Source organism: Amaricoccus sp. (assembly GCF_047602525.1).
GTDB lineage: Bacteria > Pseudomonadota > Alphaproteobacteria > Rhodobacterales > Rhodobacteraceae > Amaricoccus.
This window is the reverse complement of record NZ_JASGHB010000001.1, coordinates 2,220,795-2,241,555: the sequence shown is the minus strand read 5'-3', so window position 1 is coordinate 2,241,555 and position 20,761 is coordinate 2,220,795. Positions and strand designations below refer to the sequence as shown.

General features: G+C 70.7%; 12 protein-coding genes and 3 pseudogenes. 2 read left to right on the top strand and 13 right to left on the bottom strand.

The annotated features are described in order from the left end of the window. Positions 1–13: 13 nt before the first annotated feature. Genes QM699_RS11540 through rbfA form a run of 3 tightly spaced genes read right to left on the bottom strand, consistent with a single transcriptional unit; the run spans position 14 to position 2,056 of the window. Positions 14–754: a phosphatase PAP2 family protein gene (locus tag QM699_RS11540; RefSeq protein ID WP_415011255.1), complete on the bottom strand. Its 741-nt coding sequence runs from the start codon at positions 752–754 to the stop codon at positions 14–16. Then, complete coding sequence (gene truB, locus QM699_RS11535; protein WP_415011254.1) at positions 751–1,653, bottom strand: tRNA pseudouridine(55) synthase TruB; 903 nt, start codon at positions 1,651–1,653, stop codon at positions 751–753. The genes QM699_RS11540 and truB overlap by 4 nt, the downstream gene beginning before the upstream one ends. Before the next feature lie 4 nt (positions 1,654–1,657). Beyond that, positions 1,658–2,056, bottom strand: a complete 399-nt coding sequence (rbfA, locus tag QM699_RS11530) for a 30S ribosome-binding factor RbfA (protein WP_415011253.1) — start codon at positions 2,054–2,056, stop codon at positions 1,658–1,660. Positions 2,057–2,120: 64 nt separating this feature from the next. Here rbfA and dapB point away from each other — a divergent pair, with 64 nt between their 5' ends. Further along, a complete protein-coding gene (dapB, locus tag QM699_RS11525) occupies positions 2,121–2,972 on the top strand; it encodes a 4-hydroxy-tetrahydrodipicolinate reductase (RefSeq protein WP_415011252.1) in 852 nt (283 codons plus the stop codon). A 5-nt stretch (positions 2,973–2,977) separates the two neighbouring features. Further along, positions 2,978–3,934 carry an NADPH:quinone oxidoreductase family protein gene (locus QM699_RS11520; RefSeq protein WP_415012750.1) on the top strand — a complete coding sequence of 319 codons (957 nt, stop codon included), beginning with the start codon at positions 2,978–2,980 and terminating at the stop codon, positions 3,932–3,934. Positions 3,935–3,988: 54 nt separating this feature from the next. Here the strand turns inward: QM699_RS11520 and QM699_RS11515 are convergent. The 10 genes and pseudogenes from QM699_RS11515 to QM699_RS11470 form a co-directional block, all read right to left on the bottom strand. Then, positions 3,989–5,488, bottom strand: a pseudogene (locus QM699_RS11515) (glucan biosynthesis protein); the annotation flags it as partial. Between the two features lie 43 nt (positions 5,489–5,531). Beyond that, complete coding sequence (gene glgX, locus QM699_RS11510; protein ID WP_415012749.1) at positions 5,532–7,496, bottom strand: glycogen debranching protein GlgX; 1,965 nt, start codon at positions 7,494–7,496, stop codon at positions 5,532–5,534. Next, the gene (locus QM699_RS11505) at positions 7,493–9,130 is read right to left on the bottom strand and encodes an alpha-D-glucose phosphate-specific phosphoglucomutase (RefSeq protein ID WP_415011251.1); all 1,638 of its coding nucleotides are present in this window, start codon (positions 9,128–9,130) and stop codon (positions 7,493–7,495) included. The genes glgX and QM699_RS11505 overlap by 4 nt, the downstream gene beginning before the upstream one ends. Continuing rightward, positions 9,127–10,573 (bottom strand): annotated as a pseudogene (glgA, locus tag QM699_RS11500) (glycogen synthase GlgA). Before glgA ends, QM699_RS11505 begins: the two are co-directional and overlap by 4 nt. Continuing rightward, positions 10,573–11,797: pseudogene (gene glgC / locus QM699_RS11495) on the bottom strand (glucose-1-phosphate adenylyltransferase). Before glgC ends, glgA begins: the two co-directional pseudogenes overlap by 1 nt. Before the next feature lie 68 nt (positions 11,798–11,865). Continuing rightward, positions 11,866–14,028, bottom strand: coding sequence for a 1,4-alpha-glucan branching protein GlgB (gene glgB / locus QM699_RS11490; RefSeq protein WP_415012748.1), 2,163 nt, complete (start codon positions 14,026–14,028; stop codon positions 11,866–11,868). An 83-nt stretch (positions 14,029–14,111) separates the two neighbouring features. Next, entirely contained in the window at positions 14,112–16,583 is a 2,472-nt protein-coding gene (locus QM699_RS11485; RefSeq protein ID WP_415011250.1) for a glycogen/starch/alpha-glucan phosphorylase, read from the bottom strand. 183 nt (positions 16,584–16,766) lie between these two features. Next, positions 16,767–17,876 (bottom strand): substrate-binding domain-containing protein, encoded by a 1,110-nt coding sequence (locus tag QM699_RS11480; protein ID WP_415011249.1) that lies wholly within the window; start codon positions 17,874–17,876, stop codon positions 16,767–16,769. Then, entirely contained in the window at positions 17,873–18,952 is a 1,080-nt protein-coding gene (locus QM699_RS11475; protein ID WP_415011248.1) for an ABC transporter permease, read from the bottom strand. The genes QM699_RS11480 and QM699_RS11475 overlap by 4 nt, the downstream gene beginning before the upstream one ends. Positions 18,953–18,965: 13 nt before the next feature. Beyond that, positions 18,966–20,459, bottom strand: coding sequence for a sugar ABC transporter ATP-binding protein (locus QM699_RS11470; protein WP_415011247.1), 1,494 nt, complete (start codon positions 20,457–20,459; stop codon positions 18,966–18,968). Between the last annotated feature and the right edge of the window lie 302 nt (positions 20,460–20,761).

Below are 20,761 nucleotides of genomic sequence, written 5' to 3'. Positions count from 1 at the left end.
GGACGCGGCCGGCTCACGGGGCCGGGCGGTGCGGTGGAGCCGACCTGGCCGTCGCGGCATGCCGCTCTGCCCATGTCGCCGCGAGCCAGCAGGCGAGTGCCCATCCGGCGCCCGCGGTCCAGCCGGCGAGAACGTCGGTCGGCCAGTGCACCCCGAGATAGACCCGGCTCACCCCGATCGCGAGCACCAGCGCGATGGCGAGGCCGAGCACGTAGGCCCGGAGCGCCCGGGTCGGCTGCACCCGGGCGACGAGGGCGGCGAGGGTCAGGTAGGTGACGGCGGCCATCATCGAGTGGCCGGAGGGAAAGCTCGTGGTGTAGGTCACCATGCCATGCGGCACGAGGTCGGGGCGCGGCCGGTCGAAGCCGTGCTTGGCGAGCGAGGACAGCGCCTGTCCGCTGCCGACCGAGGCGAGCACCACCCACATGGAGCGCCGGTCGCCCTGCAGCCAGAGAAAGCCCGCGACCGCCAGCGTGATCGCGGCAAGGATGCCGAAGCTGCCGAGCGCGGTCACGTCGCGGGTCAGCTCCTCGAGCCAGGGGGGGCCGAGCGGATCCGCCGGATCGGCGGGGTTGCGGAGCGCGAGCAGCAGCGCCTCGTCGAACGCGTGCGTGCCCCCCTCGGTCACTTCGTCGGCGATGGCGATGAAGATCCAGAGGCAGCCGGTCGCCGCGCCGAGCGCGACGAGGGTGCGCAGTTCCACCCGGTCGAGCAGCCAGCGCCAGCCGCCGAGTGCCCAGCGCGCCGGTCTCACCGGCTGTCGTCCAGCACGAAGACCCGCGACGGATGCAGCGCGCCGCCGCGCCACGTGCCGACCGCGAGCGGAACGCCGTCGCGGCTCGCCCACGCGGTCGCGCCGTCTGCGAGCCCGGCGCCGACCAGCGGCATCGGGTTGCCGTTCAGGATCCGCGTCGCCAGTGGCGCCGGACAGGCGAGCTCGGGCACGCCGGCGAGCGCGGCCTCGAGCGGCAGGAGACGCTGGCCAAGGCCCGGCTCCGCGAGATCGTCCCAGTTCGCGGCGCCGTCGAGGTCGAAGGGGCCGGTGGCGAGGCGGCGGAGCGCCGCGACGTGTCCGAAGCAGCCGAGGCGCGCCCCGAGGTCGCGGGCGATGCTGCGCACGTAGCCGCCCTTGCCGCAATCCATCTCGAAGGTCGCCGTGTCGGCGTCCATCGCGACGAGGTCGAGGCGGGCGACGCGCAGCGGGCGGGCGGCCAGGTCCAGCGTCTCACCGGCGCGGGCAAGCGCATAGGCGCGCTCGCCGTCGACCTTTACCGCCGAGACCTGCGGCGGGATCTGCAGGATGTCGCCGGTGAACGCGGGAAGTGCGGCCTCGATCGCCGCGCGCTCGGGGCGCAGCGGCGAGGTGGCGATCGCCTCGCCTTCGGCGTCGTCGGTCGTGGTGGCCGCCCCCCAGCGCACGGTGAAGCGGTAGGCCTTGGAGGCGTCCGCGATGAACGGCACCGTCTTGGTCGCCTCGCCGAAGGCGAGCGCGAGCAGCCCGGTCGCGGCCGGGTCGAGGGTGCCGGCATGACCGGCCTTCTCGGCATCGAGCGTGCGCTTGGCGCGGGCGACCGCATGCGCCGAGGTGACGCCCGCCGGCTTGTCGAGGATCAGCCAGCCATGGACCGGCCGACCGCGGCGCTTCCTGGCCATGGGATCAATCCTCGAGGTCGCGGCGCACGTCCGGCGAGCGCAGCACCTCGCGGGTGCGGTCCATCTGGTCGAAGCGAGTGTCGGCCTGGAAGGCCAGCTCCGGCGAGAAGCGCAGGTCGATGCGGTCGGTGACGAGCCGGCGCAGCTCGATGCGGTTGCGGCCGAGCGCGCGCACCACCTCTGCCGTGTTGACCCCGCCGAGCGGCAGGACGAACGCGGTCGCGTGGCGCAGGTCGGGTGCGACCTTCACCTCCGACACGGTGACGGAGACGTGTGCGAGATCCGGATCGTGCAGCTCGCCGCGCTGGAGGATCTCCGACAGGGCACGCCGGATCACCTCGCCGACGCGAAGCTGGCGCTGGCTCGGCGCGCCGCCGGAGGCGATGGGTCTTGTCTTTGCCATTCCGGTCACATCCTATCGGCGCCGCGTGGAGTCAAGGCCGCGTGGAGCCAAGGGGAGGCGCGGCATGACAGGGACGGACGCGGGCGGCATCGGGATCGCGGTCCTGGGCGTTGCCGGGCGCATGGGCCAGATGCTCGCGCGCGCGGTGATCGAGGCGCCGGGGGCGCACCTGTCCGGCGCGACCGTCCGGCCGGGCCACCCGTGGGTCGGCCAGGACCTCGGCGTCGCGATGGGCGGCCCGCCGCTCGGCGTCGTCGTCGCGGACGACCCGCTCGAGATCTTCGCCCGCAGCCAGGCGGCGCTCGACTTCACCACCCCGGCCGCGACCGTGGCGCATTCCGTGCTGGCGGCGCAGGCGCGGCTGGTCCACGTCATCGGCACCACCGGGCTGGAGCGCAGCGATCTGGAGAAGCTGGCGGCGGCCGGGCGGCACGCGGTGATCGTGCGCTCGGGCAACATGAGCGTGGGCGTGAACCTGCTGGCGGTCATGACGCGGCGGGTCGCGGCGGTGCTCGGGCCCGACTACGACATCGAGATCGTCGAGATGCACCACCGCCGCAAGGTGGACGCGCCATCGGGGACGGCGCTGATGCTCGGCGAGGCGGCGGCGGCGGGGCGCGGCGTCAACCTTGCCGACGTGACCGAATCCGGCCGTGACGGCATCACCGGCCCGCGGGCCGACGGCGCGATCGGCTTCGCCAGCCTGCGCGGCGGCGACGTGGTGGGCGAGCACGAGGTGGTCTTCGCCGGCCCGGGCGAACGCGTGGTGATCGGTCACATCGCCACCGACCGGATGCTCTTTGCCCGCGGCGCGGTGCGGGCCGCCCTCTGGGGCCAGGACCGGGCACCGGGCCAGTACAGCATGATCGACGTGCTCGGCCTGCACGATCCCGATGCCGAGGTGCCCGAGCGGTGACGACGATGCGGGCGATGCAGGTGACGGCGCTCGGGACGCCGCTGGTGCAGCGCGTGGCGCCGGTGCCCGTGCCCGGGGCCGGCGAGGTGCTGGTCCGGGTGCGGGCCTGCGGCCTCAACTTCGCCGACACGCTGATGGTGGCGGGCACGTATCAGGTGCGGCCGCCGCTGCCGTTCTCGCCCGGAGTCGAGGTGGCGGGCGTGGTCGAGGCGCCGGGCGGGGCGCGGCTGGCGGCCGGCACGCGGGTCGCGGCCTACGTCGGCCACGGCGGGCTCGCGGAGTATGTGGCGGTGCCGGAAGCGCGCTGCGCGGTGATCCCGGACGGGATGCCCGACAGCGTCGCCGCGGGCTTCCTCGTCGCCTATGGCACCAGCCACATCGCCCTCGCCTGGGCGGCGAAGCTCCGGCCGGGCGAGACGCTGCTGGTGCTCGGCGCGTCCGGCGGCGTCGGGCTGACGGCGGTCGAGCTTGGCGCGCGGATGGGCGCGCGGGTGGTCGCAGTGGCGCGCGGGCCTGAACGGCTTCGGATCGCCGGCCGGGCCGGCGCCGCGGTGCTGCTCGACGCCGATGCTGACATCCGCGCCGAGGTGAAGGCGCTGGGCGGGGCGGATGTGGTCTACGATCCGGTCGGCGGAACGCTGGCGGAGGCCGCGCTGCGCGCCACGCGGGCGCGGGCGCGCATCCTGCCGATCGGCTTTGCCAGCGGCGGCGTGCCGCAGTACCCGGCGAACCTGTTGCTGGTGAAGGATCTGAGCGTCTTCGGCGTGCATTTCGGCGCGTGGGCGGAGCATTCGCCCGGCGCGGTGGCGGCGAGCTTCGAGACGCTGTTCGCCTGGTGGCGCCTCGGCCGGCTCGCGCCGCATGTCAGCCACAGGCTGCCGTTGTCCGGGGCCGAGGCGGGCCTCGACCTGCTGCGCCGGCGGGAGGCGACGGGCAAGGTGGTGGTGGAGATCGGCGGGTAGGGGCGTCCGCGGGAACGCCGTCACATGCTCCAGCGGTAGAGCCAGAATCTCCGACGCCTTCACGCCCTCGCTTTCCAGCCAGAGCCGGAATTCCGCCGATTTCGCCTCGCCGGGAACGAAGTGGAAGCCGACCCGCGCCGTGTCCGTATCGGGCAGCGGAATGACGCTGAGGCCCTTGATCTCGCCCGACGTCACCTCGATCCGCGGCGTCAGGTCGGTGAGCGCGATGTCGCCGAGGTCGAAGTCGACGACGAACACCCGCTCGCGGGTGTCGAGGATCGAGATGCCGCTCCGGGTGGCGATCACGGTGGCGAGCGGCAGCTCCTCTTCCTGCACGTATCCCCAGGTCAGGCGATAGGAGAGATCGAGCTCGCTCCCCTCCTTCAGCGGCGTCTCCGGCCGCCAGAAGGCGACGATGTTGTCGGCGAACTCGTCGCCGGAGGGGATCTCCACCAGCATGACGAAGCCCTTGCCCCAGCCTTCGCCCGGCTCCACCCAGGCGCTCGGCCGCTTCTCGTAGTGGGTTTCCGCATCCTCGTAGTCCGAGAAGTTGCGCGCCCGCTGGATCAGGCCGAACGAGCGCGGGTTCTCGTCGGAGAACGCCGAGGTCTCGATGGCCGGCGGGTTGCGCAGCGGCCGCCACAGCCGCTCGCCGGAGCCGTTCACCATGCGCAGGCCGTCGCTGTCGTGCACGGCGTTGCGGAAGTCGTCGATCCCGGTGCGCCCCTCCGGTCCGAAGAAGTACATCGAGGTCAGCGGCGCGATGCCGAGCGAGCCGATGTCGCGCCGCGGGAACAGCGCCACGCGCAGCTGCATCACCGTCTCGCGGCCGGGCTCGATCGAGAAGTCGTAGGCCCCCGCCACGCTGTCGCTGTCGAGCAGTGCCGAGAGGCGCAGCACCCGGTCGTCCGGGCCGGGCTGTTCGATCCAGAAGCGGGTGAAGATCGGGAACTCCTCCGGGTCCGGTCCGCCGGTGCCGATGGCAAGCCCGCGCGCCGACAGGCCATAGACGGTATCGCGCGCCACGGCCCGGAAATAGCTCGCGCCCTGGAACACCGCGAACTCGTCCCAGACGCCGGGGCGGTTCACCGGATGCCGGAAGCGCACGCCGGAAAAGCCCATGTCGGCGCCGAGCCCCGCGGGCGCCCGGCCGTCCGGGTAGGGGAAATAGCTCGGGTGAAACGCGAAGAAGTCGGTGGAGAACGCCACCGGCTGCACCTGTCCGTCGGTGACGACGTTGATCTCGATCTTGTCCTGGTACGAGAAGCCCGGCGGCAGCAGCTCGGCCTGGAAACCGCCGCCCTGAAACAGCCGCTTGTCGTCGCGGAACCGGATCGCCCGATACTGGTCATATTTCAGGTCGGCGAACGGCTCGCTCAGCTTCATCATCGGGCGCGTGTAGGGCTTGCCCGCCGCTTCGCGCGCGAGGGCGATGACACTGTCGAAGCTGAAGGGCTTCGGCGCGTCCTGCGCTTCCGCTGCGGTTGCGAAGAGAGGAAGCCGCGTGCCCGCGAGGCCGAGAACGAAGGCTTCGAGCAGGGTGCGGCGATCCATGTTTCGTCCTTGCGTCCGAGGGGGTTGCTGGGGAAGCCTCTCCTTACGTCGCCGGGCGCCCCGCCTCAAGGGGGGCTTCGGTCACGAACGCGACTGCACGCCCGCCAACGCAGACGCACCCGTCTGTCGCGCCCTCCCACCGATGCTCCGGCCGTGTGGGCAGGCGAAAGTCGATCGTGTCCGCCGTCCGGTTGAACAGGAGCGCCACCCGCGCCCCGTCGCGGGCGAGCAGCATGGCGAGCGTTCCGCCGTGCTGCGCCTCCCAGTCGGCTGGCGCCATCGGCGTTCCCGCGGGCGTGAGCCACACGACATCCGGCGGCTCGCCGGCGCCGGTCAGCAGCTCGGGCCCGGCAATCGCCGGAGTTGCCCGCCGCGCCGCCGCAAGCCGGCCGGCGAAGGCCTCGAGCGCCTGGTCGCGCCCCTGCCAGTCCAGCCAGGTGATCGGGTTGTCCTGGGCGTACGCGTTGTTGTTGCCGCCCTGGCTGCGCCCGAACTCGTCGCCGGCGGTGAGCATGACCGTGCCGCGCGAGGCGAGCAGCGTCGCGAGCAGCGCCTCGACATCGCGGCGGCGGGCGGCGAGGACGCGGGCGTCGTCGGTCGGCCCTTCCGGTCCGTGGTTCCACGACAGGTTCTCGCCGTGGCCGTCGCGGTTCTCCTCGCCGTTCGCCTCGTTGTGCTTGTGGGCGTAGGCAACGAGGTCGGCCAGGCTGAAGCCGTCGTGCGCGGCGATGAAGTTGACGCTGCGGCTCGACGGCGGGGCGAAGACGTCGGACGATCCGGCCACCGCCGTCGCCATCTCGCCCAGCATGTGCGTGTCGCCGCGCCAGAACCGCCGCACCCGGTCGCGGTAGCGGTCATTCCACTCCAGCCAGCCGTCGGGAAAGTTGCCGAGCTGATAGCCGCCGGGGCCGATGTCCCACGGCTCGGCGATCATCACCCGGTCGGCGAGCAGCGGATCGGCCGCCATCTCGTCGAACAGCGCCGCGTCGCGCCGGAAGCCGCCCGCGTCGCGTCCGAGGATCGGAGCAAGGTCGAAGCGGAAGCCGTCGACCCCGGCCTGTCCGACGAAATGCCGGAGCGTGTCGAGGATCAGCCGGCTCGTCATCGGATGCTCGCAGGCGAGCGTGTTGCCGGTGCCGGCGTCGTTCACCAGCGTCCCGTCGGTCAGGTGGCGGAAGTAGGTGGCGCTGTCGAGGCCGCGCAGGCTGAGGGTCGGTCCGAACTGGTCGCTCTCGCCGGTGTGGTTGAACACCACGTCGAGGATCGTGCCGATCCCGGCCGCGCGCAACGTGGCGACCGTCGCCGCCAGCTCGCCGATGCCGCCGGGGCAGAGCCGCGGGTCGAGCGCCATGAACGCGACGGGATTGTAGCCCCAGCCGTTCGTCAGCCCGAGCGGCCCGAGGTGGCGCTCGTCGATCCACGCGGTGATCGGCATCAGCTCCACCGCGTCGACGCCAAGCCGCGTCAGGTGGTCGAGCACCGCCGGATGCGCCAGCGCCCCCACCGTGCCGCGCAGCGCCTCGGGCACCTCGGGGTGCAGCTTGGTGAACGGCCGCACCGGCACCTCGTAGATCAGCCCGCCGGGCCGGAACACCGGCGGCGGGGCCGGCGCGAGGTCGGGCAGGGCGGTCACCACCGCCTTCGGCATCAGCGCGGCGGTGTCGATCCCGTCGCGCCGCGGCGCGGCCAGCCGCGCGTCGTAGTGGAACGGCCCGTCGAGGGCGACGGCATAGGGATCGACCAGCAGCTTGGCCGGATCGAAGCGCAGGCCCCGCTCCGGGTCGAACGGCCCGTCGGCGCGCAGCCCGTAGCGCGTGCCGGGGCCCGCGTCCTTGACCGTGGTCGAGAACAGCCCGAAGGCGCCGCGGCGCATCGCGATGCGCCGCTCGCTGCCGCCTTCGAACAGGCAGAGCCACACCCGCTCGGCGTTCGCCGACCACGTGGCGAACCGCGTGCCGTCCGGTCCGGGCGTGGCGCCGAACGGCTTCGGGAACGGAGACGGGCTCAGGTGACGACGTCCGGCTCGGAACGGCCGGTCCTCTCCTTGATCTGCGCCAGCGTCTCGGCCGCGGCGATGAGATCGGCCAGCGCGTCCGAAACCGCGAGGTCGAGCGCCCCGGTCGGCGGCTCGTAGGCCTCGATGTAGACGCGCAGCGTCGCCCCGGAGGTGCCGGTGCCGGACAGGCGGAAGACGACGCGGCTGCCGCCCTCGAACAGGACGCGGATGCCCTGCTTCGCGGAGGTCGAGCCGTCGACCGGATCGTGGTAGGCGAAATCGTCCGCCGCCGCGACGGTGAGCGGCCCGACCTTCGTCCCCGGCAGGCTGGCGAGCCTGGCCCGCAGCGCGTCGACGAGCCCGTTGGCCGCGTCGGAGTCGATCCCCTCGTAGTCGTGGCGGGCGTAGTAGTTGCGCCCGTACTCGCGCCAGTGCGCTTCGGCGATCGCCTTCGCCGGCTCCTTGCGGGCCGCGAGGATGTTGAGCCAGAGCAGCACCGCCCAGAGGCCATCCTTCTCGCGGACGTGGTTCGAGCCGGTGCCGGCGCTCTCCTCGCCGCAGATCGTCGCCATGCCGGCGTCGAGCAGGTTGCCGAAGAACTTCCAGCCCGTCGGAGTCTCGTAGATGCCGATCCCGAGCTTCTCCGCCACCCGGTCGGCGGCGGCGCTGGTCGGCATCGAGCGGGCGATGCCCGCGAGCCCGGCGGCATAGCCCGGGGCGAGGTGCGCGTTCGCGGCCAGCATCGCGAGGCTGTCCGACGGAGTGATGAAGATGCCGCGGCCGATGATGAGGTTGCGGTCGCCGTCCCCGTCCGAGGCGGCGCCGAAGTCCGGCGCGTCCGGCGCCATCATGTCGTCGTAGAGCGCCTTGGCGTGCACGAGGTTCGGGTCGGGGTGGTGGCCGCCGAAGTCGGGCAGGGGGGTGCCGTTGCGCACCGTGCCCCTGGCGGCGCCGAGCCGGCCCTCGAGGATTTCCGTGGCATAGGGCCCGGTGATCGCCGACATCGCGTCGAAGGCCATGCGGAAGCCGCCGGCGAACATCGCCTTGATCGCCGGAAAGTCGAACAGCGTCTCCATCAGCGCGGCATAGTCCGCCACCGGGTCGATCACCTCGACGGTCATCGCGCCAAGCGGCTGCACCCCGGGCCTGTCGAGGTCGAGGTCGGGCACGTCGAGGATGCGATAGTCCTCGATCTCCTTCGTGCGCTCGAAGATCGCCTCGGTGATCCGCTCCGGTGCGGGGCCGCCGTTGCCGGTGTTGTACTTGATGCCGAAGTCTTCGGTCGGCCCGCCCGGGTTGTGGCTCGCCGACAGGATGATGCCGCCGAAGGCGCGATGCTGCCGGATGACGTTGGAGGCCGCCGGCGTCGAGAGCAGCCCGCCGCGGCCGACCAGCACCCGCCCGAACCCGTTCGCCGCCGCCATCTTCAGCGCGATCTGGATCACCTCGCGATTGAAGAAGCGTCCGTCGCCGCCGATCACCAGCGTCTTGCCCCCGAAACCCTCGAGGCTGTCGAAGATCGACTGGAGGAAGTTCTGCACGTAGTTCGGCTGCTGGAAGTGCGGCACCTTCTTGCGCAGGCCCGAGGTGCCGGGCTTCTGGTCGGTGTAGGGTTTCGTCGCGACGATCTTGATTGGCGGCGTCATGCGGCGGGTCCTTCGGGCAGGAGAGAGGCGTAGAGGTCGGCATAGAGCCGGGCGCTGCGGTCCCACGACACATCCGCCGCCATCGCCTGACGCTGGATCATCGCCCAGGTCTCGGGCTGGCGCATCAGCGCGAAGGTCCGGCGGATGCCGTGGCGCAGACCGCCCGCGTCGACCGGCTGGAACTGCACGCCGGTGGCGACGCCGGCGTTGATCGCGGCGATGTTGGCGTCGATCACGGTATCGGCGAGGCCGCCGACGCGCGACACCACCGGGATGCAGCCGTAGCGCAGGCCGCAGAGCTGGGTCAGGCCGCAGGGCTCGAAGCGCGAGGGGATGAGAATGGCGTCGGCGCCGCCCTGCATCACGTGGGCCAGTGCCTCGTCATAGCCGATACGCACGCCGATTTCGGCCCGGATGCGCCGCGGCAAGGGTGAGGAACGCCGCTTCGAGCGCGGGATCGCCGGTGCCGAGCACCGCCAGCCGGCCGCCCTGCATCAGCAGCTCGTCGGACGCCTCGACCAGCAGGTCGATGCCCTTCTGCCCGGTCAGCCGGCTGATGACGACGAAAAGCGGCGTGCCGTCCGCGTCGAGGTGGAACGACTGCTCCACCGCCTTGCGATTGACCTTGCGCCCCTCGGTGTCGTCCGCACTGAACCGGGCGGCGAGCAGCGGGTCGGTCGCCGGGTTCCAGGCGCGGGCGTCGATGCCGTTGACGATGCCGGTCAGCGCGCCGGCGCGGGCGCCGATCAACCCGTCGAGGCCCATGCCGCCGCCCGGCGTGGCGATCTCCTCGGCGTAGGTCGGGCTGACCGTGGTGAGCGCGGTGGCGTTGGCGAGCCCGGCCTTCAGGAAGCCGACCCCGCCGTAGTACTCCACCCCGTCGAGCGCGAACGCCTGCGGCGGCAGGTCGAGCCAGCTGAACACATGGGCGGGGAAGTACCCCTGGAACGCGAGGTTGTGGACGGTCAGGATCGACGGGACCGGGATGCCGTAGAACCGCAGGTAGGCCGGCACCAGCCCCGCCTGCCAGTCGTGCGCATGCACGAGGTCGGGCTTGAACGTCGGCAGGCTGCCCGCCGCCACTTCCGCGGCCGCCTTGGCAAACGCGGCGAAGCGGCGCCAGTTGTCGACGTAGTCGCCATCCGGCCCGCCATACGGCCCCGCCGCCCGGTCGTAGAGTTCCGGCGCGTCGAGGACGAGCAGGTCGAGGCCCGCGGCCTCGGCCGACAGGATGCGGGCCCGCGTCCCGAGCAGCGAGGGGAACTCGGAGACGGACTGCCAGGCGCCGCCGAGCTTGGCCAGCACGCCCGGATAGCCGGGCAGGAACGTGCGCACGTCGATGCCCTGCCGCCCCAGCGCGGGGGGCAGGGCGCCGGCGACATCGGCGAGCCCGCCGGTCTTGACCAGCGGGTAGGCTTCCGACGTGACGGAGAGGATCCGCATCACGCGTCGAGCGCGTCGATCATCGGCTGGGTGATGAGGCACACCCCGGACTCGGTGCGGCGGAACCGCCTGCCGTCCAGCTCCGGGTCTTCGCCCACCACCAAGCCCCTGGGGATCCGCACGCCGCGGTCCAGAACCACCTTCGAGAGCCGGGCATTCCGGCCGATATCGCATTCGGGCAAGACCACCGCCTCCTCAAGCTTGGCATAGGAGTGCACCCGGACGCCGGTAAAGAGCAAGCTTCGCTTGAGCGCCGCCCCCGAGATGATGCAGTCGCCCGAGACGAGGCTCGAGATCGCCTCGCCGCGCCGCCCCGCGCTGTCGTGGACGAACTTCGCCGGCGGCTTGATCTCGGCATAGGTCCAGATCGGCCAGCTCGTTTCGTAGAGGTCGAGGCTCGGGGATGACGTCGGTCAGGTCGAGGTTCGCTTCCCAGTACGCATCCACCGTGCCGACGTCGCGCCAGTACGCCACGCCCTCCCGGCTCGACCGCACGCACGAGGTCGAGAAGCGGTGCGCCACCGCCTTGCCGTGCTTGACGACGTAGGGGATGAGATCATGCCCGAAATCCCGGCTCGATCCGGGCAGCTCTGCGTCGCGCCGCAGCAGGTCGGCGAGGAACTTCGTGCGGAACACGTAGATGCCCATCGAGGCCAGCGCGAGATCCGGCTGGCCGGGGATCCCCGGGGGATCGGCGGGCTTCTCGAGGAACGAGGTGATGACGTCCTTCTCGTCGACATGCATCACGCCGAACGCCACCGCGTCCATCCGCGGCACCTCGAGGCAGCCGATGGTCACGTCGGCGCCCTGTTCCACGTGCTGCTGCAGCATCAGCTCGTAGTCCATCTTGTAGATATGATCCCCGGCGAGGATCACCATGAACTCCGGCTCGTAATCCGTTATGATGTCGAGGTTCTGATAGACCGCATCGGCCGTGCCCTCGTACCACTGCGTCTCGCTCACGCGCTGGCTGGCGGGCAGGATGTCGAAGCTCTCGTTGCGCTCCGGCCGGAAGAAGTCCCAGCCGCGCTGCAGGTGGCGGATCAGGCTGTGCGCCTTGTACTGCGTCGCGACGCCGATCCGCCGGATGCCGGAATTGAGCGCGTTCGACAGCGCGAAGTCGATGATCCGCGTCTTGCCGCCGAAGTAGACGGCGGGCTTGGCGCGCCGGTCCGTCAGCTCCTTCAGCCGGCTGCCGCGTCCGCCGGCCAGCACATAGGCCATGGCGTCGCGTGCGAGCGGCCCTGAACGTCTGTCAGCCAAGATACTCCCCCTTCGTTTCTTCGGTCGCCTCAAGCGCCCGTGTCAAGCTTCAGCCAGATCGTTGCGAGGGGCGGCAGGGTCACGATGGCCTGCACCCGGCCGTCCGCGTCCTGCGCGTCGACCCCCCCCATGTTGCCGACGCTCGAGCCGCCGTAGTGGCCGGCGTCGGTGTTCATGAGCTCGGTCCAGCGCCCGGCGACCGGCAGCGGCACCGCGTACCCGGTGCGCGGCACCGGCGTGAAATTGGAGATCACCGCGACCGGCGGTTGCCCCGGCGCCTTGCGCAGCCACGCATAGACCGAATTCTGCGCATCGTCCGCGATCAGCCACTCGAAGCCGTCGCCCTCGCAGTCGCGCTGATGCAGCGCCGGCGTGTCGCGGTAGAGATGATTGAGGTCGCGCACCAGGCTCTGCACCCCGCGGTGCGGCTCGAGGTCGAGCTGCCACCAGTCGAGGCCGCGCGCCTCGGTCCATTCGGCGCCCTGCGCGAACTCCTGACCCATGAACAGGAGCTTCTTGCCCGGATATCCCCACATGAAGGCATAGTACGCCCGCAGGTTCGCGAACTTCTGCCAGCCGTCGCCAGTCATCTTGGCGATCAGGCTGCCCTTGCCGTGCACCACCTCGTCGTGGCTGAGCGGCAGCACGAAATTCTCGCTGTAGGCGTAGAGCAGGCCGAAGGTCAGCTCGTTGTGGTGAAACTGCCGGTACACCGGCTCGCGCGCCATGTACTGCAGCGTGTCGTGCATCCAGCCCATGTTCCACTTGAAGCCGAAGCCGAGGCCGCCGTCGTAGACCGGCGCCGAGACCTTGGGCCACGAGGTCGACTCCTCGGCGATCGTCATCCGGCCCGGATGCTTGCCGTAGACCGCGCGGTTGGTCGCACGCAGGAACTCCACCGCCTCGAGATTCTCGCGGCCGCCGTACTGGTTCGGCACCCACTCGCCTTCCTTGCGCGAGTAGTCGAGGTACAGCATCGAGGCCACCGCGTCGACGCGCAGCCCGTCGATGTGATACTTTTCAGACCAGTAGAGGGCGTTATTCAACAGATACGAGAACACCTCCTGCCGGCCGAAGTTGTAGATCGCGGTGTTCCAGTCGGGATGGAATCCCTGCCGGGGGTCGGCGTGCTCGTAGAGCGCGGTGCCGTCGAACTGCGCCAGTCCGTGCGCGTCGGTCGGGAAGTGCGCGGGCACCCAGTCGAGCAGGACTCCGATCCCGGCCTTGTGCGCTCCGTCGACGAAGCGGGCAAATCCCTCCGGCGGGCCGAAGCGCGCGGACGGCGCGTAGAGGCCCGTGGTCTGGTAGCCCCACGACGGATCATAGGGGTGCTCGCTGATCGGCAGGAACTCGATGTGGGTGAAGCCCATCTCGACGACATAGGGGATGAGCTGGTCGGCCAGCTCGTCCCACGACAGGAACCCCTCGCCGTCGGGCCGCCGCCACGAGCCCGCGTGCACCTCGTAGATCGAGATCGGCATCCGCCGCACGTCGGCCTCGGCCCAGAACGCGCGGTGCGCCGCGTCCTGCCAGTCGTGCTGCAACTCCGCCGCCACCACGGAGGCGGTGGCGGGCCGCAATTCCGAGGCGCGGGCGAAGGGGTCGGCCTTCAGCGGCAGCAGGTTGCCGTCCGGCCCCACCAGCTCGAACTTGTAGTGCGCGCCCACGCCCGCGTCCGGCAGGAAGATCTCCCAGATCCCGGTGTCCCGACGCAGCCGCATGACGTGCCGCCGGCCGTCCCACGCGTTGAAGTCGCCGATGACGCTCACCCGCTGCGCGTTGGGCGCCCAGACGGCGAAATGCACGCCCTCCGCGCCCTCGTGGGTCAGCGGGTGCGCGCCCATCCGGTCGAACAGCCGCAGGTGGCTGCCTTCGCGGATATAGTAGTCGTCCATCGGCCCGAGCACCGGGCCGAAGGAGTAGGGGTCCGTCACCCACCAGGTGCCCCCGGCGTTCGTCGCCCGATAGCGCAGCGGCGCCCGTTGCTTCAGCGCCAGCGGCCCCTCGAAGAAGCCGGCGTCATGCCGGCGCTCGAGCGTGCCCAGCTCGTCGCCGGACAGGCTGAACGCGGTCAGTTCCTCCGCGCCCTCGACGAACGCGCGGGCTACCAGCTTGCGGCCGACCGCGTGCAGGCCGAGCACGGCAAAGGGGTCGGCATGCCGGCCGGCGACAATCGCGTCGATCGCAGCCATGTCGACGCCGCCGGCCTTGCGCCGGCCTGGCTCCGCAACTTCCCTCACCAATGCCATCCCCTCCCCAAGGTATGGTCCTCGCGTCAGTCGACCCCGGGCGTGATGCCCCAGATCTCCGTCGCGTATTGTCGTATCGTGCGGTCGGACGAGAACCAGCCCATCCGCGCCGTGTTCAGGATCGCCTTCTCCCACCACAGCGACGGATCGGACCAGAGCGTGTCCACCTGGCGCTGGGCCGCGGTGTAGGAGTCGAAGTCCGACGCCACCATGAACCAGTCGTGTTCGTAGAGCCCGCCGATCAGCCCGGCGTAGCGGTTCGGATCGTCCGGCGAGAACACGCCCCCGGCGATCGCCTGCAGGGCCTGGCTCAGCTCGGGCGACGCTTCGATCACCTTGCGCGGATCATGGCCGTTGTTGCGGCGCTCCTCGACCTCGGTGTCGGTCAGGCCGAAGATCACGATGTTCTCCGGCCCCACCGCCTCGCGGATCTCCACGTTGGCGCCGTCGAGCGTACCGATGGTAAGCGCGCCGTTCAGGGCGAACTTCATGTTGCCGGTGCCCGACGCCTCCATGCCGGCCGTCGAGATCTGTTCCGACAGGTCGGCCGCCGGCACCAGCATCTCGGCCATGCTGACGTTGTAGTTGGGCAGGAACACGACCTTCAGCACGCTCCGCACGATGGGGTTCGAGTTGATGACCCGCGCCACGTCGTTCGCCAGTTTGATGACCAGCTTGGCGTTGTGGTAGGTGGGCGCCGCCTTTCCGGCAAAGATCTTGACGCGCGGCACCCAGTTCAGTTCCGGGTGCGTGCGGATCTGGTCGTAGAGCGCCACTGCCTCGATGATGTTGAGCAACTGGCGCTTGTATTCGTGAATGCGCTTGACCTGGATGTCGAAGAGCGCGTTCGGGTCGATGCGGATGCCCATCCGGTCGCGCACCATGTCGGCGAGCGCGTCCTTGTTCTGCCGCTTCACCCGCGCGAAGGCGTCCTGGAAGCTCGGGTCCTTGGCGTAGGGCTCGAGGTCGCGCAGCCGCTCGATGTCGTCGAGGAAGGCCGGCCCGATGGTGTCGGTGATGAGCCCGGTCAGCCCGGGATTGCACTGGAACAGCCAGCGCCGCTGCGTGATGCCGTTGGTCTTGTTGTTGATCCGCTCCGGGAACATCCGGTGCAGATCCTTGAACACCGTGACCTTCAGCAGCTCGGAGTGCATCGCCGCCACGCCGTTGACGGCGTGCGCGCCGACGAACGCGAGGTTGCCCATGCGCACCCGCCGCTCGCCCGACTCGTCGATCAGGCTGATCGAGCGGATCTCGTCGTCGGTCATCGTGTGATCGTTGCGCGCCGCCTTGAGCAGGCGGGCGTTGATCTCGTAGATGATCTGCATGTGCCGCGGCAGCAGCCGCTCGAACAGCGGCACCGGCCAGCTCTCCAGCGCCTCGGGCAGCAGCGTGTGGTTGGTATAGCCGATCGTCCCGACCGTCAGCTGCCAGGCGTCGTCGAATTCGATCTCGTGGACATCCATCAGGAGCCGCATCAGCTCCGCCACGCAGACCGCCGGGTGCGTGTCGTTGAGCTGCACCGCCACCTTGTCCGGCAGGTTGTCGAACCGGCCGTACTGCTGCATGTGCCGGCGCAGGATGTCCTGCAGCGACGCGGACGAGAAGAAGTATTCCTGCCGGAGCCGCAGCTCCTGCCCGGCCGGCGAGGCGTCGGCGGGATAGAGCACCCGCGTCAGCGCGTCCGCCCGGTTGCTTTCGGTGAGCGAGCCGATGTGGTCGCCGGCGTTGAACGCGTCGAGCCGGATCGGGTCGATCGGATCGGCCTTCCACAGGCGGAGCGTGTTGACCCGCGCCCCGCGCCAGCCGACCACCGGCGTGTCGTAGGCCGTCGCCGTGACGCGCTCCTGCGGATGCCAGGTGTAGCGCTCGGACTTGCCGTTCGCCTCGCGGTACTCGACCCGCCCGCCGAAGCCGATGGCATAGGCCGCCTCGCGCCGGTCGAACTCCCACGGGTTGCCGTGCTCGAGCCAGATCTCCGGCATCTCCGCCTGCCAGCCGTCGAGGATCTCCTGCCGGAACAGCCCGTGGCGATAGCGGATGCCATAACCATAGGCCGGCACGCCCACCGTCGCCATGCTCTCCATGAAACACGCCGCCAGCCGCCCGAGGCCGCCGTTGCCGAGCGCCGCGTCGGCTTCGAGCGCCGCGATCTCGTCGAAGTCGACGTCGAGCAGCTTCAGCGCATCGCGCATGGTATCGAGCAGCCCGAGGTTGGCGAGCGCGTCGCGCATCAGCCGCCCGATCAGGAACTCGAGGCTGAGGTAATAGACCCGCTTGTCGCCCTCGAGGTAGGTCTGGCGCGTGGCGTTCATCCAGTACTCGATCGCCCGGTCGCGGGTGACGAGCACGGCCGCCTGCAGCCAGTCGTGCGGCTTGGCGACCTTCGGATCCTTTCCGACCCGGTAGGTCAGCCGGTCGACGACCTCCTTCGCGAGGGTGTTCGGGTCTTCAAACTCGGGGCGGGGGGCGGGCAACGCCTGAAGGGGGGGGGTCATCTGGGGTCCCTGGCCTGATACGGGGCGAGATCGGGGGTCTTCATGGACCGAAGCGCTCTCCGGCGCCCTCGATCCGCATGGTCTCGTAATGCGCTCCTCCCCGGCGCGACGCCCGACCTAAGCCCGTTTTTCGCCGCCGATCAAGGGCCAGCGCGATTGCCGCGCCGGCCCCCGTCCGCGCGTCTACTCGACGCCCCAGATCTTGCGATAGACCTCGCGGTAGCCGTTGTCCGGGTCGAACACGTTCTGCGGCCCGCCGTCGAAGGCAATGTTTTCCGCCGTCACCAGATGGATGCCCGAGACATACCCCGACCAGGGCTCGCCGGCGAAGGCCCGGTTCAGCTCGTCGACCAGCTGCCAGCCCTGCTCCTGCAGCGGCTCCGGCACGGTGGCCATCTGGTACTGCCCCGAGCGGATCCGCTGGAACGCCGACTCCGACCCGTCGCCCGCCGAGATATTGTGCGGCGGATCCCCTCCGTCGATCCCCGCGCTCGCCAGCGACGGTCCCATGAAGTCGTAGTAGAGATCGTTCACCGCCAGCGAATACGTCCACTTCGCCCCGAACCGCTGCAAGAGCGAGGTGGTGAGCTGCGGCATCCGGCTCGACGCCTCGGTCATCGGCGAGTCCTCGAGCACCAGCACCTCGCAGCCGGGGCAGCCGTCCTTGACCGCCTTCTCCATCATCCGCGCCTTGCCGATGGCCATCTCGTAGTTCGAGTCGCCGAAGATCACCACGCCCGCCTTGCCGCCGGAATCGACGATGGCGAGGTCCGCCGCCGTCTGCGCCACGTCGGAGATCCGGGTGTTGACGTTGGCGAACATGCCGGTCTTCGGGTCCGGCCCCGGCTCGATCGTCGCGTGCCAGCCGACGAACGGGATCCCCGCCTCCTTCACCTGCTCCAGCGCGGCGTTCTGCTCGACCGCATCGAACCCGCCGACGACGATCCCGTCCGGGTGCAGCGCCACCGCCTGGCTCATCGCCGCCGTGCGCGCCGAGATGTCGCCGTGCCCGTCGAGCACGCGCAGTTCCCAGCCGATCGCCTTGGCCGCCTCGGCGACGCCGCGCGACACGCCCTCGGTGCCGCCGTTGCGCAGGTCGCCCGCGACGTAGATGATCGTCTTGCCCTTGGCCGCCTTCGGCCCCGTCGTCGGGCCGTCCCACTGCCCGGCCCGCGCCGTCGCCGTCTCGATGCGCGCCTTCGCCGCCGCCAGCGGATCGTCCTCCGCCCAGGCCGTGCCCGCACTCACCACCGCCACCGTGGCGAGCAGCGCCGCCAGTCCCGTCAGTTTCATTGCAGTCCTCCCTGTGCCGGTGTCTTGTCCGGCGAGCGGGCCTCCGGCACCCGCGTCGCCGCCATGCGCTTGCGCTGCGCATATCCCGCGATGCCGATCGCCACGAGCAGCGTCAGCCCGTTGAACATCGGCTCCACCCAGAACGACCCGCCCATCTGCTGGATCCCGGAGATGCCGATCGCGAGGATGATGACCCCGACGATCGTGCCCCAGACGTTTACCCGGCCGGGCTTGATCGTCGTCGACCCGAGAAACGCGCCCACCAGCGCCGGCAGCAGGAACTCGAGCCCGACGCTCGCCTGCCCGATCCGGAGCTTCGCCGCCAGGATCACCCCCGCCGCCGCGGTCAGCGTGCCGGAGGCGACGAACGCGGCGATGGTGTAGCGCCGGACCGGGATGCCGTTCAGCGCCGCCGCCTTGGGATTGGCGCCGATGGCATAGAGGTATCGCCCCACCGGCAGGTACTCGAGCACGAACCACATGACGACGGCGAGGGCGAGCACGTAGAACCCCGTCACCGGCACGCCGGCGACGCGCAGCGTGTTGAGCTTGAAGAACCCGTCCGGCAGCGTGCCGATGATCTGCCGCCCGTCGGAATGCCACATCGCCAGTGCGTAGAGCACCGTGCCCATGCCGAGCGTGGCGATGAAGCTGTCGATCTGCGCCACCTCGACCAGCAGCCCGTTCAGGAACCCGACCAGCGCCCCGAGACCGAGCACGATCAGCGCCGCCACGGGCCAGGGCACGCCGTACCAGACCTGCAGGCTGATCGCGAGGATATGCCAGAGCACGATGCCATAGCCCACCGTCAGGTCGATCTTGCCCGTCACCATCGGGATCATCACCGCGAGCGACAGGATGGCGATGATCGCCTTGTCCGCCACGATCGAGCGCAGGTTCAGCAGCGTCGGAAAGGTCTGCGGCAGCAGCAGCGAGAAGAACAGCGCAAGCAGGACCGTCAGGATCACCAGCCCGTAGACCGGCAGCAGCCGCGCGATCCGGGCACCGCCGGAAAGGCCCGCAAGCTCCGCCCGCGTCGGCTCCAGCGCCTCGGACTTGACCGAATTGACCGACATGCCCGGGTCCCCCTCACGCCGCCGCTGTGGTGGAGGCCGCGGTGATGACCGCCTCCGTGGTCAGCGCCGGCCCGGTCAGCTCGGCGACGATGCGCCCGCGGCTGAACACCAGCGCCCGGTGGCAGATCTGCGCCACCTCCTCGAAATCGGTCGAGACGACGATGACGCCCAGACCCTCGTCGAGCGCCCGCGCCATCAGCCCGTAGATCTCGGCCTTTGCGCCCACGTCGACGCCCGCGGTCGGATCCTCGCAGATCAGCAGCCTGCGCCCCGTGGCGAGCCAGCGCGCCACCACCACCTTCTGCTGGTTGCCGCCTGACAGCGACTCGATGGCAAGCTCCGGCGCATTCGGCTTCAGGTTCACCCGCGCGCCCAGCGCCGCCGCCGCCCGGGCCTCGGCGCCGGGCGAGAGCACCGAAAGCGCGCCGCGTCCGGCCGCGGCCGGGTTCAGGAAGGTATTCTCCCGCACGCTCAGCCGCCCGGCCACCGCCTCCTCGGCCCGGTCGCGCGCCATCAGCCCGACCCCCTGGCCGAGTGCGGCGAAGGCCGAGCCGAGCGCGAGATCGCGCCCGTCGAGCACCACGCGGCCGACATGCGGCAGCACCCCGAAGAGCGCGCGCCCGACCTCCTCCTGCCCGGCGCCGCGCAGACCGACGAGGCCGAGCAGCTCGTTGCCGCGCAGCTCGAAGTCGACCGGCCCCGCGGACGCCGTCGCCAGCCCCGAGACCCGCAGCCGCACCGCCGCCGACGGCCGCTCGACCTTGGCGAAGGCGTCGAAGGTCGAGCGGCCGACGATCTGGCGCACCAGCGCCTCGGGAGAGGTCTCCGCCACCGGCCCGTCGCCGACCTTCGTCCCGTCGCGCAGCACCACCACCCGGTCGGCGACCCGGAACACCTCGTCGAGCCGGTGCGAGACATAGATCATCCCGACGCCGCGCGCCTTCAGCGAGCGCATGACGGTGAACAGCCGCTCCACCTCGTTCGCCGGCAGGCTCGCGGTCGGCTCGTCGAGCACCAGGAAGTCGCAGTCGGTGGCCAGCGCCCGGGCGATCGCCACCAGCGACTTCTCGGTGCGCGACAGCGCACTCACCCGCGTCTCCGGGTCGATGTCGCAGTCGACCATCCCGAGTGCCGCCCGCGCCGCCCGCTCCGTCCCGCGCCAGTCGATCCGCCGGAACGGCCCGCCGCCATAGCCTTGCGCCAGCGCGACGTTCTCCGCGACGGTCATCCATTCGACCAGCCCGAGGTCCTGATGGATGAACGAAATGGCCCGCGCGCCCCTGGTGCCCTCGGCCACGTAGGGCAGGTCGCCGAGGGTGATCTCGCCGCCATCGGCGCGATGGATGCCGCCGAGGATCTTGATGAGCGTCGACTTGCCGGCGCCGTTCTCGCCGAGCAGGGCCACGATCTCGCCGGGCGCGACCTCGAAGCTGACGCCCTTCAGCGCCCGGGTGCCCCCGAACGTCTTGACGATATCGCGAAACGCCAGGCTTCCGCCACCGGCCATCTGCGCCGTCCTCCCCTGGGGCCGTCCGGTCCCGTGCGGCTCTGCCGGCCGCTTCGTTCACTAGCCGATGCCTGCGACGCACTGTCAAGCGCGCCGGAAGAGGCGACATCCACCCGAGACCCGCGGCCCCGCCTGTGCTCCTCCTTCTTGGTCTTCATACGGCCTTGAAACCTGGAGAGCAGTCGGTTTTCCGGCAACAGCCGGAAAACAAGCAAAGAAAGCAATGCGCGCGACCCGCGCGCCCTCAATCGCCGCCAAGGCGGCGTCCCCACTCTACGGCCGCTCTCGGAACCGCTCCCCGG